13 protein-coding genes are annotated in these 16,159 nt (G+C 48.1%); 4 read left to right on the top strand and 9 right to left on the bottom strand.

Annotation, left to right across the window (positions count from 1 at the left end):
- Positions 1 to 47: 47 nt before the first annotated feature.
- A complete protein-coding gene (locus QUA43_RS10030; RefSeq protein ID WP_333373431.1) occupies positions 48 to 884 on the top strand; it encodes an alpha/beta hydrolase in 837 nt (278 codons plus the stop codon).
- Between the two features lie 128 nt (positions 885 to 1,012).
- On the opposite strand, the gene QUA43_RS10025 is transcribed toward QUA43_RS10030, so the two are convergent.
- From QUA43_RS10025 to carA, 5 genes are all read right to left on the bottom strand, one after another.
- Positions 1,013 to 1,291, bottom strand: a complete 279-nt coding sequence (locus tag QUA43_RS10025) for a DUF1816 domain-containing protein (RefSeq protein WP_333205115.1) — start codon at positions 1,289 to 1,291, stop codon at positions 1,013 to 1,015.
- A gap of 296 nt (positions 1,292 to 1,587) precedes the next feature.
- The gene (gene rlmB / locus QUA43_RS10020; RefSeq protein WP_333373428.1) at positions 1,588 to 2,925 is read right to left on the bottom strand and encodes a 23S rRNA (guanosine(2251)-2'-O)-methyltransferase RlmB; all 1,338 of its coding nucleotides are present in this window, start codon (positions 2,923 to 2,925) and stop codon (positions 1,588 to 1,590) included.
- Between the two features lie 266 nt (positions 2,926 to 3,191).
- Positions 3,192 to 3,638, bottom strand: a complete 447-nt coding sequence (locus QUA43_RS10015; RefSeq protein WP_015176626.1) for a Mini-ribonuclease 3 — start codon at positions 3,636 to 3,638, stop codon at positions 3,192 to 3,194.
- A gap of 387 nt (positions 3,639 to 4,025) precedes the next feature.
- Entirely contained in the window at positions 4,026 to 4,382 is a 357-nt protein-coding gene (locus QUA43_RS10010) for an STAS domain-containing protein (protein ID WP_015176627.1), read from the bottom strand.
- Positions 4,383 to 4,563: 181 nt separating this feature from the next.
- A complete protein-coding gene (carA, locus tag QUA43_RS10005; RefSeq protein ID WP_333373425.1) occupies positions 4,564 to 5,721 on the bottom strand; it encodes a glutamine-hydrolyzing carbamoyl-phosphate synthase small subunit in 1,158 nt (385 codons plus the stop codon).
- A 305-nt stretch (positions 5,722 to 6,026) separates the two neighbouring features.
- Here carA and QUA43_RS10000 point away from each other — a divergent pair, with 305 nt between their 5' ends.
- A complete protein-coding gene (locus QUA43_RS10000) occupies positions 6,027 to 6,671 on the top strand; it encodes a retropepsin-like aspartic protease family protein (protein ID WP_445301959.1) in 645 nt (214 codons plus the stop codon).
- A gap of 255 nt (positions 6,672 to 6,926) precedes the next feature.
- On the opposite strand, the gene trpD is transcribed toward QUA43_RS10000, so the two are convergent.
- Positions 6,927 to 8,042 (bottom strand): anthranilate phosphoribosyltransferase, encoded by a 1,116-nt coding sequence (gene trpD, locus QUA43_RS09995; protein WP_333373419.1) that lies wholly within the window; start codon positions 8,040 to 8,042, stop codon positions 6,927 to 6,929.
- A gap of 526 nt (positions 8,043 to 8,568) precedes the next feature.
- On the opposite strand from trpD, the gene QUA43_RS09990 reads away from it, so the two are divergent.
- Complete coding sequence (locus QUA43_RS09990) at positions 8,569 to 8,751, top strand: hypothetical protein (protein ID WP_333373417.1); 183 nt, start codon at positions 8,569 to 8,571, stop codon at positions 8,749 to 8,751.
- Between the two features lie 165 nt (positions 8,752 to 8,916).
- Positions 8,917 to 11,910: a PAS domain S-box protein gene (locus QUA43_RS09985; protein ID WP_333373414.1), complete on the top strand. Its 2,994-nt coding sequence runs from the start codon at positions 8,917 to 8,919 to the stop codon at positions 11,908 to 11,910.
- Positions 11,911 to 12,392: 482 nt separating this feature from the next.
- Here QUA43_RS09985 and QUA43_RS09980 read toward each other — a convergent pair whose 3' ends face one another.
- From QUA43_RS09980 to QUA43_RS09970, 3 genes are all read right to left on the bottom strand, one after another.
- Complete coding sequence (locus QUA43_RS09980) at positions 12,393 to 13,076, bottom strand: ribonuclease HII (protein WP_333373412.1); 684 nt, start codon at positions 13,074 to 13,076, stop codon at positions 12,393 to 12,395.
- Between the two features lie 2 nt (positions 13,077 to 13,078).
- Positions 13,079 to 15,394, bottom strand: coding sequence for an Rne/Rng family ribonuclease (locus QUA43_RS09975; protein ID WP_333373411.1), 2,316 nt, complete (start codon positions 15,392 to 15,394; stop codon positions 13,079 to 13,081).
- 423 nt (positions 15,395 to 15,817) lie between these two features.
- On the bottom strand, positions 15,818 to 15,946 hold the full coding sequence (locus QUA43_RS09970; protein WP_263053612.1) for a hypothetical protein: 129 nt from the start codon (positions 15,944 to 15,946) through the stop codon (positions 15,818 to 15,820).
- Positions 15,947 to 16,159 lie beyond the last annotated feature (213 nt).

Raw genomic sequence — 16,159 nt, 5'->3', positions numbered from 1 at the left:
TATACAATTTATAGCGGGGGAAAACGCACCGCCCAAACAGTTAAAAAATGCCGCATCAAAAACTCAGTGTTTCCGTCAAAGGCAAAGGATTTCCTATTCTCTGCTTGCACGGCCATCCAGGTTCCGGCGATTGTATGTCGGTATTCACAGAACACCTCTCAAAACGCTTCCAGACGATCGCCCCAGACTTGCGCGGCTACGGCAACAGCCGCACCTCAACTTTCTTTGAAATGACCGATCATCTGGTCGATTTAGAAGCACTATTAGACAGATTAGGAGTCGATCGGTGTTTGGTGATCGGATGGTCTTTGGGAGGGATTTTAGCCCTGGAATTAGCCATGAAATATCCCCAGCGAGTCACAGGTTTGATTCTCCTTGCATCCGCAGCCAAACCGCGAGGAAGTCATCCTCCCATTTCTTGGCAAGATAACCTTTACACCGGTTTAGCCGGAATTATCAATTGGGTGATACCGGGTTGGCAGTGGAATATTGATACTTTTGCGAGGCGATCGCTCTTTCGCTACTTGATACAGCAGCATAACGCCACCCCTTACCGCTACTTAGCACAGGCAGGTACCCCCGCCTACCTCAAGACTTCCAACACGGCCACCAAGGCGTTAAATACCGCTCTGAGGGCTGGATACGATCGACTGCTGCACCTGGGCGACATTCAATGTCCCAGCTTGGTGTTGGCCGGAGAGGGCGATCGGCACATCACCTCAGCATCCAGTTTAGAAACCGCCCGCCACCTCCACGATTGTCAGTGGCAGTGCTATCCCAATACAGCCCACTTGTTCCCCTGGGAAATTCCCGATCGGGTAATCGCAGACATCGATCGCTGGATAGAGAGTCACCCCGAAGCAGTGGGCAATTGCGAGTGTTGAGTTTGGAGTTTGTCAGAAGCAATTAATCACCCAACACTCAACAGTGTTGAAGTTATAACTCACAACTCAAAACCGCACAGCGTTGCTAGGGAAGCGTAGGCCTCTCAAAACTCAAAACTCCCCTGTTTCTACTGACCGCTCAAAACCGGCCACAGCCCTCCATCACCAAACTTTCCCAAATCTTCTGCAACAGTCAAAGTAATTGGTTTGCAGCGGTAAATCGAAACACTAACACCTTCTGCCCCTTCATTTTCTATGTCTTCTACATATCCTGCTTTTGCAGCTTCCGCCTCTCCATTGGTTAAGAACGGGCCAAAATAGTAAATGCACCGCGGCGCTGAAGTTTTAACTTCAACCCACCAAGCCAATCCGAAAAAATTGAGCAAGCTAATCAAGAATTCTTTCATGTGCTTTTCTAATGTATTTGACGGTGTTTTCAGGGTGCTGCGAACACGCCTAGGCTTTTGTTATTTACACGTGGCTGACTGCTGCCAAGAACCGATCCAAAACTATTTAAAGCTGATATTTAAATAGATGGGTGTCGAATTCCTGTTTGAACCTAGGGGCAAGGCCCCTTCTATTTTCGCCTGAACAAGTAACGACAGTCGATCGGCTATCCTTACTTGTTCCCGGTGTGGTGCCACTCCATTCTGGGCGACATTCACAATAAGCTACTCTGTTGTGCTCTTTTTTTCAACCACCTTTACGATCCGTGTACGTGAAACTTTTTGGGCCCGCGCTGGCGGTAAATTTCGTATAAAGCCATCCCCGTTGCTACGGAGACATTCAGGCTAGGAGTATGGCCCCTTAAAGGAATTGAAACTAATCCGTCACATCCGCGCTGTATCAAAAGGCTCAAACCGTCAGCTTCACCACCAACCACTAAAACAGTGGGCCCGGAGAACTTGACTGTCTCTACCGATTGACCGACACCTGCTGCAGTGCCATAAATCCAGAATCCAGCCTCTTTGAGTTCTTCCAGCGCCCGGTTAAGATTGACAACCCTCGCCACGGGCAGGCTTTCCAATGCCCCTGCTGCCACTTTTCTCACTGCCGAGGTAATCCCAACAGCCCGTCGCTGCGGAATCACCATGCCCTGAGATCCCAATGCTTCTGCGGTGCGAATAATCGCCCCCAGATTGTGCGGGTCGTTGAGTCCTTCTGCTACCACAATTACTGGATCTTCGCAAGCCGACTTAGCCTTGGCGATCAGTTCGCTCAAATCCAGGTATTCGTAGGCTGATACTTGAGCGGCTACGCCTTGGTGGTTTGCTTTGCGCGTGATGTAGTCGAGGCGCAAATCGTCAACTTCGTCAATGATGCTGCCGTTGGCTTTGGCTTCGGTTAGCAAGCTGTGAAAGCGGGGATCGTAGCGCAGGTGGGGAACAACCCAGATCCGGTTGAGGACTTGGTTTGTTTCTAAAGCTGCTTGCACCGCATGGCGGCCGTAAATCATGTCGTCTGTGTCTGCGTCTGGTTGCACGACTGTATTTGAGGCACTGTCCACAGGGCGAGTGTCTCTGTCCTTGTCTCTGTCTCTGAAATGGTTGCCCCGGAACTCCTGCGGGCTATTGTCTTTGTCTCTGTCTTTGTAATAATTGCCCCTGGATTCCTGCGGGCTGCTGTCTCTGTTTCTGTCTCGGAAATTGTTGCGGGCCGGCTGCGGGCTGCTGTCTCTGTCTCTGTCTCGGAAATTGTTGCGGGCCGGCTGCGGGCTGCTATCTCTGTCTCTGTCTTGGTAATAATTGCCCCTGGATTCCTGGGGGCTGCTGTCTCTGTCTTTGAAATGATTATTTCTGCGAATTTCCGGTTGGCCGTCGGCATCGACTCTCCGTTTGAAAATTGCTCTCACGGGCATTTCTCGCGATTGCGGGGCGAAGGTTGATCGCTTTTGAGGCGCGTCTACTCCGCGAGTGTCGGGACGGGGCTTGCGTTCAAAGCGGGGAGATGATGGTTGTGAGTCCTGACGGCGGCCTTCGCTTTTGAATGGCTTGCTGTCGGAATTCGATCGCGAAAAGTTTGGTTTGGTAAATTTTCTCATTGGTTTCTTGTGGTCAAAACGTTTGGGCTGAAGGCTAGTCGATTGTAGAAGATTGGAGATGTGAGATTATTGATTGAGGGAGCAATCTTTGGGCTTTGAGATTTGAGATATTCTAGGGAGGGAGCAAGGATTTTGCTGTGTTCAAATTGCTAGTTAATAACTGATAAATCCTATTTGCCCGATCGAGATTTTTGCGGTTTTATGTTAGCCGTGCCAGGATGGTTAATTAATCCCTCCCCATTCCCAACTCTTAACTGCTAAATCCTTTAAGTCTCAAGATCTAAAAGTGCCAGAAGTTCGGTCAATCTTTCGGGATCGGTGAGATACAAATATCCGACCAAGGTTTCTAAGCTGCTGGCTTGTTGGTATATCTCTGGATCTGCTCGCTTAGAACGGCCCGCTGCAGCATTGCGGCCGCGCTTGACAATTGCTAATTCTGTACTGTTCAAGTAAGGAGAGAGCGATCGCAAATGACGCGCTTGAGTTTCGGCTCGTACTTGCCCCACCACTAATTCGTGATAAGCTTGCAATCTTCTGGGTGGCACTAAGTAGGAACTCCGAACGTAGAGTTCGTATACTGCATCTCCCAAATATGCCCAGGCTGCGGGCGAAATTCTTTCTATTTCTGCTGGTGTAGCCCTCGCAGGATGCACTCGATTTAAACTGATATCCGTCAGACTCAGTTTGAGCCCGTCATCTGCGATCGGCGACATACTTTTTTAAATAAAACTTCCGCACAGCTTGGTTTTTCTAGTCACTTACTTACTTATTTAGTCTTTCGTCACTTCCGCAATTATAGCTTTTACAGGACTGTTCGCTCTCAGAGCACGAAGCGAGATATATAGGCAAAGCTTGGCGCGACGATCGCACTCCTAAAAAAGGCTTTTTACCAAATCGGGATGCTCTAATTTTTATACCATTTTTCCGCGTGTTTGCCACACATATTTTACTGCCCCTCCACCGAAACTCTAAGCATCGGGGAAATAGCCGCTGGCGCGTGTCGCAGCTTCTGGGACAATCGGTATTATTTTAGCCGCAAAAAAATAAAAATTTGCTATCCAGCGTTGAGAACCGGATAGCTAATTTAATCCACTTTGGCGTCAAGCATCCTTGACGTTTTTTACCGCCTCATCAACCGAAGGCTGCAAAGACAAAAATTTCTCTAAGCGAACCAGTTTAACAGTCTGAGTTACGCGGGGATTTGAGACAATTTGCAATGTCCCTTCCAAGGTTTGGGCTTTTTTGACAAGTTGCACAAGTGCGCCCAAGCCTGAACTATCCACAAAGTCTATCTGAGACAAGTCCAAAATTACGTGTTTTGGGCCCTCGTCAATACATTTGCTTATTACCTTCCGAAAAGTGGCCTCAGAAAAAGCGTCCAGCAGGCCCGTCAGGCGAAATAACTGACAGTTATTCCTGACTTCGCGAGTGCCTCTGAGGCTAACGGTCAGGGTCAATGACTCAGAAATGACACCCTCCTAGCTAGATATGGCTTAAAGTCGAGGCTTCATTATAGGAGTTTTTTGGTCTTTTGTCTACAGTTTTTTAGTTATTAGTCATGAGTCATTAGTCATTAGTCAGAAGCGATCGACACAAACAGCCTCTGATGACTACTGACTAATGACTGCTGACTGCTGACTACTTGCTGCTGGCTACTTTCTGATTGTCTCGCATTGACTGCACGAATCGATCGAATAAATAATCGGCGTCGTGCGGGCCCGGACTGGCTTCTGGGTGGTACTGCACTGAGAACAGTGGCAGAGTTTTATGCTTCAATCCGGCTACGGTGCGATCGTTCAAATTGAGATGAGTAATCTCTACTTCGGGGGCTAGGGAATCGGGGTCGATCGCAAAACCATGATTTTGGCTAGTAATTTCTATTTGCTCAGTTAAACCCGCTGGATGATTCAATCCCCGATGGCCGAACTTAAGTTTAAAAGTTTCTGCACCCAAGGAAAGTCCCAAAATTTGGTGTCCCATGCAGATGCCGAATACGGGTTTGTCCGACTTTAACAAAGCTTTCGCAGTCGCGATCCCTTCCGTTACCGCCGCCGGATCTCCGGGGCCGTTGGACAGAAAAATGCCGTCCGGGTTGTATTTGAGGATTTCCTCCGGCGACGTGTCAGCGGGGACAACGATGACCCGACACCCGTAACTCGCCAGACGCCGCAGGATGTTGCGCTTGATCCCAAAGTCTAGCGCTACCACAGTCCACATTTGGCCGTTAGCAGGTTTGACTGTAGGACTGAACTCCCAAACCGAGTCCGTGGCTTCAGACCACTCGTAAACCTCGCGAGTGGTGACTTCTTGGACTAGATTCAGCCCGTCCATGCTGGGGGCGTCTTGCACTAGCTCCAAAAGCTCTGCCTGGTCGAGAATCGTGGTCGAAATGCCACCGTTGATCGCTCCCACCGTGCGAATTTTGCGAGTGAGGGCGCGGGTGTCGATCCCGTAAATTCCGGGGATATCGTACTGTTTCAGGTAGTCTTGCAGAGATTGCGAGCAGCGCCAGTTGCTGGGGCGGCTGCATACGTTCCGGGCGATCGCACCTCGAATTTGCGGGCCCGAGGATTCTTCGTCTTCAAGATTTACCCCGGTATTGCCCAATTCTGGATAAGTAAAAGTTACAATTTGACCGCAATAGCTGGGATCAGTCAATACTTCTTGGTAGCCCGTCATTCCCGTATTAAATACTACCTCGCCAACGACGGTGGCGTCAGCGCCAAACGACCAGCCGCGGTAAGCAGTACCGTCAGCCAGGACTAGGAGAGCGGGTTGTGCAGTTGAAAGTGACATGGCATCCTTAATTACTTTCGTTTGGTTTAATTCTTACCACTGCCAGGGATTTGATGCTAGCCGGCAATATACAGATATTATTTGAATTTGTGCAATGGTTCGGAAAAGCAAGGCACTTATGCCCGAAGCCCGATGCCGGAGGCACTTATGCCACAGGTAATCAAAAAGCAGCAATAAGTGCAAATTCTTCATCTCCCCCTGGGCCATAAATTTATTTGCCAGCAGCTTAGGAGGGCCCAAAGTCTAAATCTATACCAAAAGGCAGTTGTCGCTGTTACGATCGAGCTACAGCGTTTAACGAAACTATGGCTAGTAAATCTCCCTTGCCTTTACTCTCAAACTTATACAAGCCTCTACAGAACTCTCAAAAACTGTGCAAACCGTTACTGGTTGTAACAACAGTTATTTCTGTGAGCAGTTCAATTTTAGTAGGGACTGTTGCCAACTCCTCGCGAGCAGTGGCTCAAGAAAGTGAGGGATGCTTCATGCGGAGCTCGTCAGGCCGAACCCTCAACCTCAGCCAATCAGTCTGCGGTTTTCTCCCCGAAGCATTGAATCCCGCTACTTCGCCCTCCGCCAAGTCTGGAGTATTTCAGGCAAAAATTAAACGCCGAGAGGCTAATATCCCGGTCATAGAAGTCACATTTAACGGCAAACAAAAGTTCGAGATGATGGTAGATTCTGGAGCTAGTGGCACAGTAATTACACCAGCAATGGCTAAAGCCTTGGGCGTTGTTCTCCAGGGAACAGTGCAAGCACAAACTCCCAACGGAGTAGCTACTTTTCCCCTCGGTCGTTTGACTTCTATGGAAGCAGGTGGTCTGGCGGTTAACAATGTAGTTGTTGCCATCTCGCCGTCGCTAGATATCGGACTATTGGGTCACGACTTTTTTGGTAATAAAGATGTGACTATTAAGCAAGATGTGATTGAATTTCGATCGCGATCTTAAACAGAGGGAAGAAGGAAGAAGGAAGAAGGAAGAAGGAAGAAGGATTTTTTTGAATAACCAACAAGAAGAGAAAAGAGAAAAAAGTTTCCCAACTTGAAAAAGTATGAATGCAGAAAGAAGGCTGAGTTGTAGACGGTTTGAGCGGGAAGATTTTGGCATTCTAAATTTTTCTTTCCTTGTTCCTTCTTCCCTCTTTCCTTCTTCCCTCTTCCCTCTTCCTTGTTCCTTCTTCCTTCTTCCCTCTTCCTTCTTCTTTCATTTCAAAAACTCAATCAACTGCTGCAACTTCAACCAAGATTCACCGCTCAATAAAATCTCCTTAGCCAGAGAAACTCCTGCTGCGTGGGAACCCATAGGAATTGCACCTCCCACCTGAAAAGCCAAAGACGCATTCAAAGCTACAACATCCATTTGTGCTGGGGTACCTTTGCCTTGCAAAACGTTCCGCAAAATCTCGGCGTTTTCCTCAACATTTCCGCCTTTTAACGAGCCGATCGCACTTGGTGTCAATCCTACCTTTTCCGGGTCTAAAGTAGTGAGTTCCACTTTGCCATCCGACAAAACCGCCAAATCAGTCACATCACCCAACCCCGCCTCGTCCAATTTTTCTCTGCCGTGAACGACTACAGCTAACTCAGTCCCCAACTCGCCCAAAGCTTGAGCAATAGTTGATACCAGACTAGGATCGAACACCCCGATTATCTGCCCTGTAGGGCGCATGGGATTCACAAGGGGCCCTAAAAGGTTAAAAATAGTCCGCACCTTCAAAGTTCGCCGGAGCGGCGCTACAGCCTTAAGTGCGGGATGCCACCCAGGCGCAAATAAAAAGGTGATGCCCACAGAGTCTACCGCAGCTTTTACCTTCGCGGAATCGGCGTTGAGGTTGACTCCGAGTGCTTCCAACACGTCAGCAGAACCCACTTTGCTCGATGCGGAGCGATTTCCGTGTTTCGCGACTCGAACTTTGCCGGCGGCGGCCACAAAAGCTACAGCAGTGGAAATGTTAAACGTGGAAGCGCCGTCGCCGCCTGTGCCGCAAGTATCAATTAATTTGAGATTGGAGATTGAGGATTTGGGATTGAAAATGCTCTCCGACTCGCCTGCAAGGGACTGAGAATGCAATACCTGAGCCATTCCTGCCAATTCTTGAGCAGAGATGCCTTTGGCTTGGATAGCCGCTAAAATGGCTCCTGAGAGGACGGGGGGAATAGCTTCTGCTAGCCATCCCTGCATCAAGTCGGCTGCTTGGGTGCGTGAGAGAGATTGTCTGTCTAATAGTTGTTGCAGGAGGGCTGGCCACACAGGAGAATCCGCCGTCTGGGTTGAAGCAGGGGATAACTCTGGCGTTGCTAGTAGAGGAGAATCTGTCATTAATATTAGTTTCTAGTCAAATTTAGCTCGATCGAGCTTTGTGGCCAAACTGAGAATCGATCGGGATTTTACCAGACTTGCCGACCACATTTTGCGCGATCGGGCCCAGATTTTTGCCTAAATGCCAGCACCGCTACAGCATTTTTCCGCCCGCAGTAGCAGAATATGAATTTTTTGATACAACAATTACCCTATTGTTGTGCCAACTTTACATAGAAACCCCCGATCGTACAACTGCTAGCACTCTGCTGTATTATCTATCAGCAATAATACTTAACACTAACTCAGAGCAGCCAAATACCGATAAAAGTTTCCGACAGGAGTTGTGGAGACCAAAAAATTTTAGACATTAGGGAGCCCCAGATTCATCTGTGGAGTCAATTCTTTAATCTAAAATCTCAAATCTCCAATCGACTGACAGCAAGGACAGCGAGCGTTTAGCTCATGCAGGCGGGTTTGTGGCATTGGGTAAGAGTCGATCGTACTCTCACCCAAATCCTAAAAATAGGTTCTTGCGGTTGTAGAATTGGCTGCCTTTTATTGTAAAAACATCCTTGCTACTAACTTATTTCAGGGTATTCAACTGCTAATATATTCAGGGAGATTTCAAGGAGCGGGTTTTGCTAGAACACCTGCACCGCAAGCCGATCGATGTGCCAATGCGATCGTGACAGCCAGTCAAGCATCAAATAAATACCGGATTAGCTAAACTTTCCGCAACAATCACTAATAACTAACAGTCCAGTAGGACAGAGGAATAAACACACTCGTCTCCGGCTGTGACACAACATCTTTTAGCCTAAATAACGGCTCAAATTTAACAGGCGGTAGACCAAAAATATTCAACTCACACACAAGAGCAGGGTATTCACAAGTGGGAAATCAAAAATTAGGAAATAAAGCGATAGAATGCCTGAATGTCGCGGAGGCACTGCACCAAATGGAAGCAAAATATTATAGTATGTTTGAAAATGCTGTGTCGGGTATTTTTCAAACAACCCAATCCGGTCGCTACATCAGCGCTAACCCAGCTTTGGCTCGCATCTACGGATATAATTCCGCCGAAGAATTAATGGGCTGTCTGACTGATATCAGCGATCAGCTTTACGTCAATCCCAATCGGCGCGATCAATTTGTTTCTGCCTTGCAAGAACAGGGCGTCGTGTCGGATTTTGAGTCGCAGATTTATCGCCGAGACGGAACAATAATTTGGATCGCTGAAAATGCGCGGGCTGTCTGCGATGAAGCAGGGAAATTGCTCTACTACGAGGGTTTTGTAGAAGATATCACCCAGCGTAAGCAAGCAGAATCGGGACTTCGAGAAAGCGAAGAACGCCTGCGCTTAATAATTGAAGGCGTTAAGGATTACGCTATATTCATGTTAGATCCTGATGGGTATGTAGCTAGCTGGAATTCTGGTGCAGAACGCATTTTTGGATACAGATCTCATGAAATAGTCGGCAATAATTCGGAGTGTTTTTTCACTAAAGAAGATCTTGAAATCGGCAAGCAAAAAGAAAAATTAATCCTGGCGGTGGCAGAAGGTCGATACGAAAATGAAGGCTGGCGGCTTCGTAAAGACGGATCGCGATTTTGGGCGAATATTATTGTTACTCCTTTGCGTGATGAAAGGGGAAAGTTGCAGGGCTTTTCTCAAGTAATGCAGGATATTACTGACCAAAAGCGGGCGGCTGAGGAAAAAATGCAGTTGATTGCTTCTTTGCAGGCGTCGGAAAAAAAGTTTCGCACTTTGTACGAATCGACGACTGATGCGGTAATGCTGCTAGACGAAGAGGGGTTTTTGGATTGCAATCCGGCTACTTTAAAGTTATTTGGATGCAGCACTGAATCCGAGTTTTGCGGCAAGCATCCTTCGGAGTTCAGCCCGCCGTTGCAACCGGACGGACAAGATTCTAGGAGTCTTTCTCAAGAGCGAATTAATACGGCTTTGCGATCGGGAAATTGCCGTTTTGACTGGCGGCACTGCCGTTTGGATGGTTCTGAGTTTCCGGCGGAAGTGCTGCTAACTTCTATGGATATCGGCGGCAAAATAGGGCTGCAAGGCGTGGTGCGCGATATCACTTACCGCGTGCAGGCTGAGGAAGCCCTGAAGCAGGCTAATGAGGTATTGGAATGCCGGGTTAAAGAGCGGACAAGTCAGTTGGAAGAGGCTATTAAAAAATTGAGTTTATCGGAAGAAAAGTTTTCTAAGGCTTTTCGATCAAGCCCAGATCCGATGATTATTACTACTTTTGCTGAGGGTCGTTTTATTGAAGTTAATGATAGTTTCTTGTCGATGACTGGTTACGATTTAGAAGAAACGACCTGGAATACAGTACCGGGGTTAAATATTTGGGTAAGGCCTGAAGACAGACTTAATTTTAGACAAAGTTTGTACGAACAAGGTGTTGTTCGCAATCAGGAATGCGAGTTTCGGATGAAGTCGGGATCGGTGGTGGTATGTTTGCTGTCAGCAGAGTTGATTAATTTGGACGGCGAACTCTGTATGCTGGCGGTGATGACGGATATTACCGATCGCAAACACGCCGAAGAAGCCCTACGGGAAAGTCAGCGGGCCTTGGCGACGCTGATGAGCAATTTGCCGGGAATGGCCTACCGTTTTCGCAACGATGCCGATCGCAGTATGGAGTTTGTCAGCGAAGGTTGCTATCAGTTAGCCGGCTATTCTCCTGAAGAATTTATCGGCACTCGGCAAGTTTCTATATCGGAATTGACTCACCCGGACGATCGCGATAATTTGTGGAATGCCGTGCAAGTTGCTTTGCAAGAAAATCGACCCTATCAGCTAAATTACCGAATTACTTCTAAAAATGGCGAATTAAAATGGGTTTGGGAGCAAGGTTTGGGAGTGTTTTCAGACTCGGGAGAATTGATAGCTTTGGAAGGGTTAATTACTGATATTTCCGAGCAGAAACGCAGTGAAGAAGCTTTACTGCGATCGCAAACAGAGTTAACCCAACAAAAACTTCAACTCGAAAATACTTTGCACGAATTGCAGCAAACTCAAGCTCAATTGATTCACACTGAGAAAATGTCTACTCTCGGTCAAATGGTAGCCGGTGTCGCTCACGAAATTAACAATCCTGTTAGCAGCGTTTGTGGCAATCTCGTCCACGTCGGCCACTACACGGAAGATTTGCTGAATTTGCTCGATATGTACCAGAAGCACTGCCCGCAGCCGCCGGCAGCAATTCAAAATAAAATTAAGGATATCGAATTAGAGTTTCTGCTAGAAGATTTGCCGAAAGCAATGTCTTCGATGCAGGTTGGGGCCGATCGCATTCGGGAAATCGTGCGATCGCTCAGAAATTTCTCCCGCAAAGATGATTCTCAAATGAGCAAAGTTAACCTGCACGAAGGGATTGAAGGAACGCTGCTGATCCTGCAAAGCCGCCTGAAAGCCAGAGGCAACTATCCCGAAATTGCGGTAATTAAGGACTATGGAAATTTGCCTTTGGTTGAGTGTTATGCTGGGAAAATCAATCAGGTATTTATGAATTTGATCGGAAATGCGATCGACGCGATCGAGGAATACAACGAAGGGCGTTCAGTTGCCGAAGTCAAAGCTAACCGCAGCAAGATTAAAATTAGGACAGAAGTCCAAAATTCCAATGCTGTAATTAGGATTTCTGACAACGGCCCGGGTATGCCAGAAGAAGTTTCCCAGCAGTTATTCGAGGCTTTTTTTACCACCAAACCCGCCGACAAAGGCACCGGTTTAGGCCTGTCAATTTCCTACAAAGTTCTCCAAGAACACGGTGGCAAACTGAGCTGCGTGTCTGCACTAGGCCACGGAGCCGAGTTTATCATAGAATTGCCGATCGAACAATCGATCGAACAACCGTAAAGTGCGATCGGGGCGATCGCATCGAGATAACGAGTCGAGGTTTGTAGTGAGGACTAAAGTCCTCATAAAACTCGATCGGACTAAAGCGGTAAGGTGCCGTGGGTATGGCCCCTACATAGAGAAGTTTTGCTTATGTTCTGTATTGCTGAAACCCTGGCTTTTATCACAATTAGAATTACTGCCCGCACTGACGATTGGTAATGATTGAGAAAGCGACTAATAATACTGGCACTTACTGTTTAAAAATGGTTAACATTGACCTATCTGATGGTTTATACGCCCTTTCTTTCACATTTTGGGATAAAATTCAAGGGCTAGTTGAGAATGGTGCAAGATGTGAGATACAACTGAGATATTGCACCATTCTCGCTTAACAGGCTTTTCGGCCTGTTCTACAAGGAAATTCACTCTTTGTGGAACAGGCCGAAAAGCCTGTTCATAAAAGCTTATTGACATTGGTGCAACATTTCAGATACAACTAACTATTTTTGACAAGGACTAAAAGATTGTCGGTGAAAGACAGATACACCCCAGCGTTCCAAAGCCAATTTATGTTTGGCTGTTCCATATCCCTTGTTATTTGTCAAGTCATATTCAGGATACTTAACAGCCAAACGTACTATTAATTCATCGCGCCAAACCTTCGCCACAATACTAGCAGCGGCAATCTGAATCGATCGCGCATCACCCTTGATCATTGTCTCTTGCTCGATCGCCAAATGGGGAATCCTTTGATTCCCATCAACCAAACACAAATCCGGCGTCACCTTCAACTTCAAAATCGCCCGTTTCATCGCCAATAAAGAAGCCTGCAAAATATTGAGGCGATCGATCTCCCGCACCGAAGCCACACCAATTTGACAGTCAACAGCCACAGCCCGGATTTTCACAGCTAACCGACTCCGGGCTGCGGCACTCAACTGCTTGCTGTCGCGCACCCCGCAACTTGCTAATTCATCGAGAACTTCGTCGGGCAAAATGCAGGCGGCAGCCACTACCGGCCCGAACAAAGCCCCTCGTCCGACTTCATCCACACCCGCAATTACCAGAGCGTTCGAGGGAGAGGGGGAAAGGGGAAGATGGAAAGATGGGAAGAGAGTAAAAATTTCTACTTCTTCCTTCTTCCTTCTTCTTTCTTCCCTCTTCTCTCTTCCCTCTTCCTTCATAACTATTCATCCAAAAGGGCAGATGAGCGGCGGCGGCGGCGGCGGTTGATAGCAGGCTCCTCGGGTTCGCTTGATTCGATCGGCTCCTGAGATTCGATCGGCTCCTGAGATTCGATCGGCTCATGGGATTCGATCGGCTCATGGGATTCGATCGGCTCATAGGATTCGTCCATCACATCGCTGGGTTCCTCAATCCGATCAAAATCATCAGTTTCGTCGATCAAACTCTCGCCATAAATTTGGACATCATCATCATCCTCATCATCATCCTCATCATCATCCTCAGAAAAAACAGGCTCAACTACCGACCTTTCTGGATAATAATCCCGTTCCTCATCCTCAACATTCTGTGGAGGCGTCGTCGCTTCAAACTCAAATTCGAGCTGCTCGAAAGGCGGCTTGTTCGGGGCCGCTCCCGGGAGAGTCACCGAAATGATCGCATTCTTAGGATTTTTCACGCTGCGATCAGTAAGCACCAAAGGAGAAACCCCCATCAGAGCATAAACATCCTGCTCCTCCGCCGTCATTTCCACCGAAATCACCTCCGGAGGCTCCACCATCGGCTTCATCAACTCAGACTTAGCCGGACGCACACGCTCGAAATCCTCGCGCCTGCCAACAGTAGCCATATTCACCAGCCCGAAGCCCTCCGAAGCCGCCCGGATGCCGGGGGGCGCCAGATACTCAGAGCGCGTATCCGCGACGGGCGCGCTCGAAGTATTCGGCAGCCGCAACTTGCTACGTACCGGTTCCTCCTCCGCCGGGAGAGCAAAAGGCTCTTCGCCAATCCGGCGGCGGCGGCGGCGTCTAGTTCCGTTCCCCAAATCCTGATAGCTGGGATGGTTGAGCAAGTCCAAAGACGAGGCGTTGCTGCCGGTCTCAAAATCCAAACTTTCGCTTTGAGGTTCCCAAGCAGCCCGAGCAGGTTCGGGGGGGCGTTCATCTCGCACCGGTGCAGGAGTTGCAGCCGCCACAGGCGTCAAGCTGCGACGTTCCAATCCTTCTGGCAAATTCAACAAAACGCGGTTCGAGGTAGCAACAGTACGATCGCCCGATTCCCGCACCGCTGCGGCGAAGTCTTCTTCCCCGGGGAGTTGCACCAGATGACCCAACCCGTTGCAAGTAGGGCAACTGTGGCCGAACAACTCATAAATATTTTGACCTTGGCGCTTGCGGGTGAGTTCTACCAGTCCCAATTCCGACAGTTGAGCGATTTGTGGCCGAGCTTTGTCAGCTTTGAGAGCTTTATTGAAATGTTCCAGCACCTGCAACTGATCGCGGCGGGATTCCATGTCAATAAAGTCAACAATAATCACCCCGGCAATATTGCGTAACCGCAGTTGTCTAGCAATTTCCGTGGCTGCTTCGCAATTTGTCCAGAGTACCGTTTCCCGAGCCGTCGCCGATCGAGTAAACGAGCCAGAGTTGACATCGATCACAGTCAGCGCCTCAGTCGGCTCGATAATCACATAACCACCCGAAGGCAAATCAACCCTTGGTCTGAGGGCTTCTCGAATCGCAGCGTTAACCCGGAAAAATTCTAAAATCGAGGCGCGCTCTCGGTGGTGGTCGATCAAAACTCCCGCAGGAAGTTTACCGCCGTTCCAGCTCATCAACTGCTGCTTCACCCGCTTAATTCCATTTTGCGAGTCCACCACAATCCGATTCACGTCACCGCTGAACATATCTCGCAGCACCCGCTGGATAAAATCGTCATCCCGGTTGAGCAGTGCCGGCGCCCGCGAAGTACCGCCTTCGAGTTGAACGGCTTCCCACTGTTTTTGGAGGACTTCCAAATCTTCCATGATCGCTTCTTCGGTCATCCCTTCAGCTTCAGTGCGTACCAGCAGCCCCATCCCGGCCGGTTTCACCAAAATAGCCAGGGCTCTGAGGCGGTTGCGCTCGGCTTCCGACTTGATCCGCCGCGAGAGATTGACTCCCCTGCCGTAGGGCATCAGTACCAAATAGCGGCCCGGCAGGGTAATGTTGCCTGTCAGCCGGGGGCCTTTGCTGCCCGTCGGTTCTTTCATTACCTGTACCACCACTTTCTGCTGGGGGGTCAGGAGTTCTGTAATTGCTCCTGCCGAGCGTTTAAGGCGCAGCGGGCCGAGGTCTGTGACGTGCATAAACCCGTTACGTTCTGGATCGCCAATATTGACAAATGCCGCATCTATCCCAGGGAGTACATTTTCAACAATTCCCAAGTAAATGTCACTGACTTGATGGCTGCCTGTGGCTACCACAAGTTCTTGGATTTGATCTTCTGAAAAGACGGCAGCAATGCGATGCTGCTCTGCTATAACTATCTGCTTTGTCATTCAATTTCCTCAAAAAACTGGCAGCAAGTTAGAGACACTTACGCACTCATAGTGCCTCTGACTTAGACTGTAATTAGTAGTAGCTTGAAGAGTTATTAGCTGTGAGTTGGTGCAGGGTGGAAGGAAAGTTAACTGTTGACCGTTCACTGTTAACTGTTAACTGTTAACTGTTGACTGTTCACTGTTAACTGTTAACTGTTACAGATAAAGTAGTTAAACCCGCCCGTACAGAGTTATGAGTTATGCTCAGCAGATAAATCTGAGAGATAGAAATAAGGAGGCTTTTATCGAGTTAGCAATATTGAGATTTGAGTTGACAATTGCGAAATCAATACTCAAAATTCAACACTTACAACTCTTCCTTTGAACGAGCGCGAATAAATTCATTGACACCGTACCAATTTCTTAACACACAACTTAACACTACGAACTGATAACTCCGCTTGCGTGGTGGTTGAGGGCTGGTTTTGAGCGAAAGTAGGTAGGAGTGAAAGCGCCTAGACTTTTGTTGAATTCTTGCGCGATCGCACTCAACATACCCCAGCTTGGCATTCGACTGCAACCTCCGCCCCTGCCAACCCTAAAACCTCGTCAGTCGATTTTAGATTTTAGATTTTAGATTTTAGATTTACTCCACAGATGAATTTGGGAGATTGAAATTTAATCTAAAATCTAAAATTTTGGTTCTCCACGAATTAAGTCGGGGGCTTATTTCCGTTTTTTGACGGGTCAGTCGATTTTAGATTTTAAATTTTAGATTTTAGA

The sequence above is a fragment of the Microcoleus sp. N9_B4 genome (genome assembly GCF_036701635.1).
Taxonomy (GTDB): Bacteria; Cyanobacteriota; Cyanobacteriia; order Cyanobacteriales; family Microcoleaceae; genus Microcoleus.
The sequence above is the reverse complement of the archived record's forward strand: the minus strand, read 5'-3'. Positions and strand labels throughout refer to the sequence as shown.

Excerpts from the sequence above, each read along its gene's own strand:
- QUA43_RS10015 (WP_015176626.1), bottom strand. The coding sequence starts at position 3,638 with ATGTCGCCGATCGCAGATGACGGGCTCAAACTGAGTCTGACGGATATC.
- QUA43_RS09975 (WP_333373411.1), bottom strand. The coding sequence starts at position 15,394 with ATGACAAAGCAGATAGTTATAGCAGAGCAGCATCGCATTGCTGCCGTC.
- carA (WP_333373425.1), bottom strand. The coding sequence starts at position 5,721 with ATGTCACTTTCAACTGCACAACCCGCTCTCCTAGTCCTGGCTGACGGT.
- QUA43_RS10025 (WP_333205115.1), bottom strand. The coding sequence starts at position 1,291 with ATGAAAGAATTCTTGATTAGCTTGCTCAATTTTTTCGGATTGGCTTGG.
- QUA43_RS09980 (WP_333373412.1), bottom strand. The coding sequence starts at position 13,076 with ATGAAGGAAGAGGGAAGAGAGAAGAGGGAAGAAAGAAGAAGGAAGAAG.
- trpD (WP_333373419.1), bottom strand. The coding sequence starts at position 8,042 with ATGACAGATTCTCCTCTACTAGCAACGCCAGAGTTATCCCCTGCTTCA.
- QUA43_RS09970 (WP_263053612.1), bottom strand. The coding sequence starts at position 15,946 with ATGCCAAGCTGGGGTATGTTGAGTGCGATCGCGCAAGAATTCAACAAA.
- QUA43_RS10000 (WP_445301959.1), top strand. The coding sequence starts at position 6,027 with ATGGCTAGTAAATCTCCCTTGCCTTTACTCTCAAACTTATACAAGCCT.
- QUA43_RS10030 (WP_333373431.1), top strand. The coding sequence starts at position 48 with ATGCCGCATCAAAAACTCAGTGTTTCCGTCAAAGGCAAAGGATTTCCT.
- rlmB (WP_333373428.1), bottom strand. The coding sequence starts at position 2,925 with ATGAGAAAATTTACCAAACCAAACTTTTCGCGATCGAATTCCGACAGC.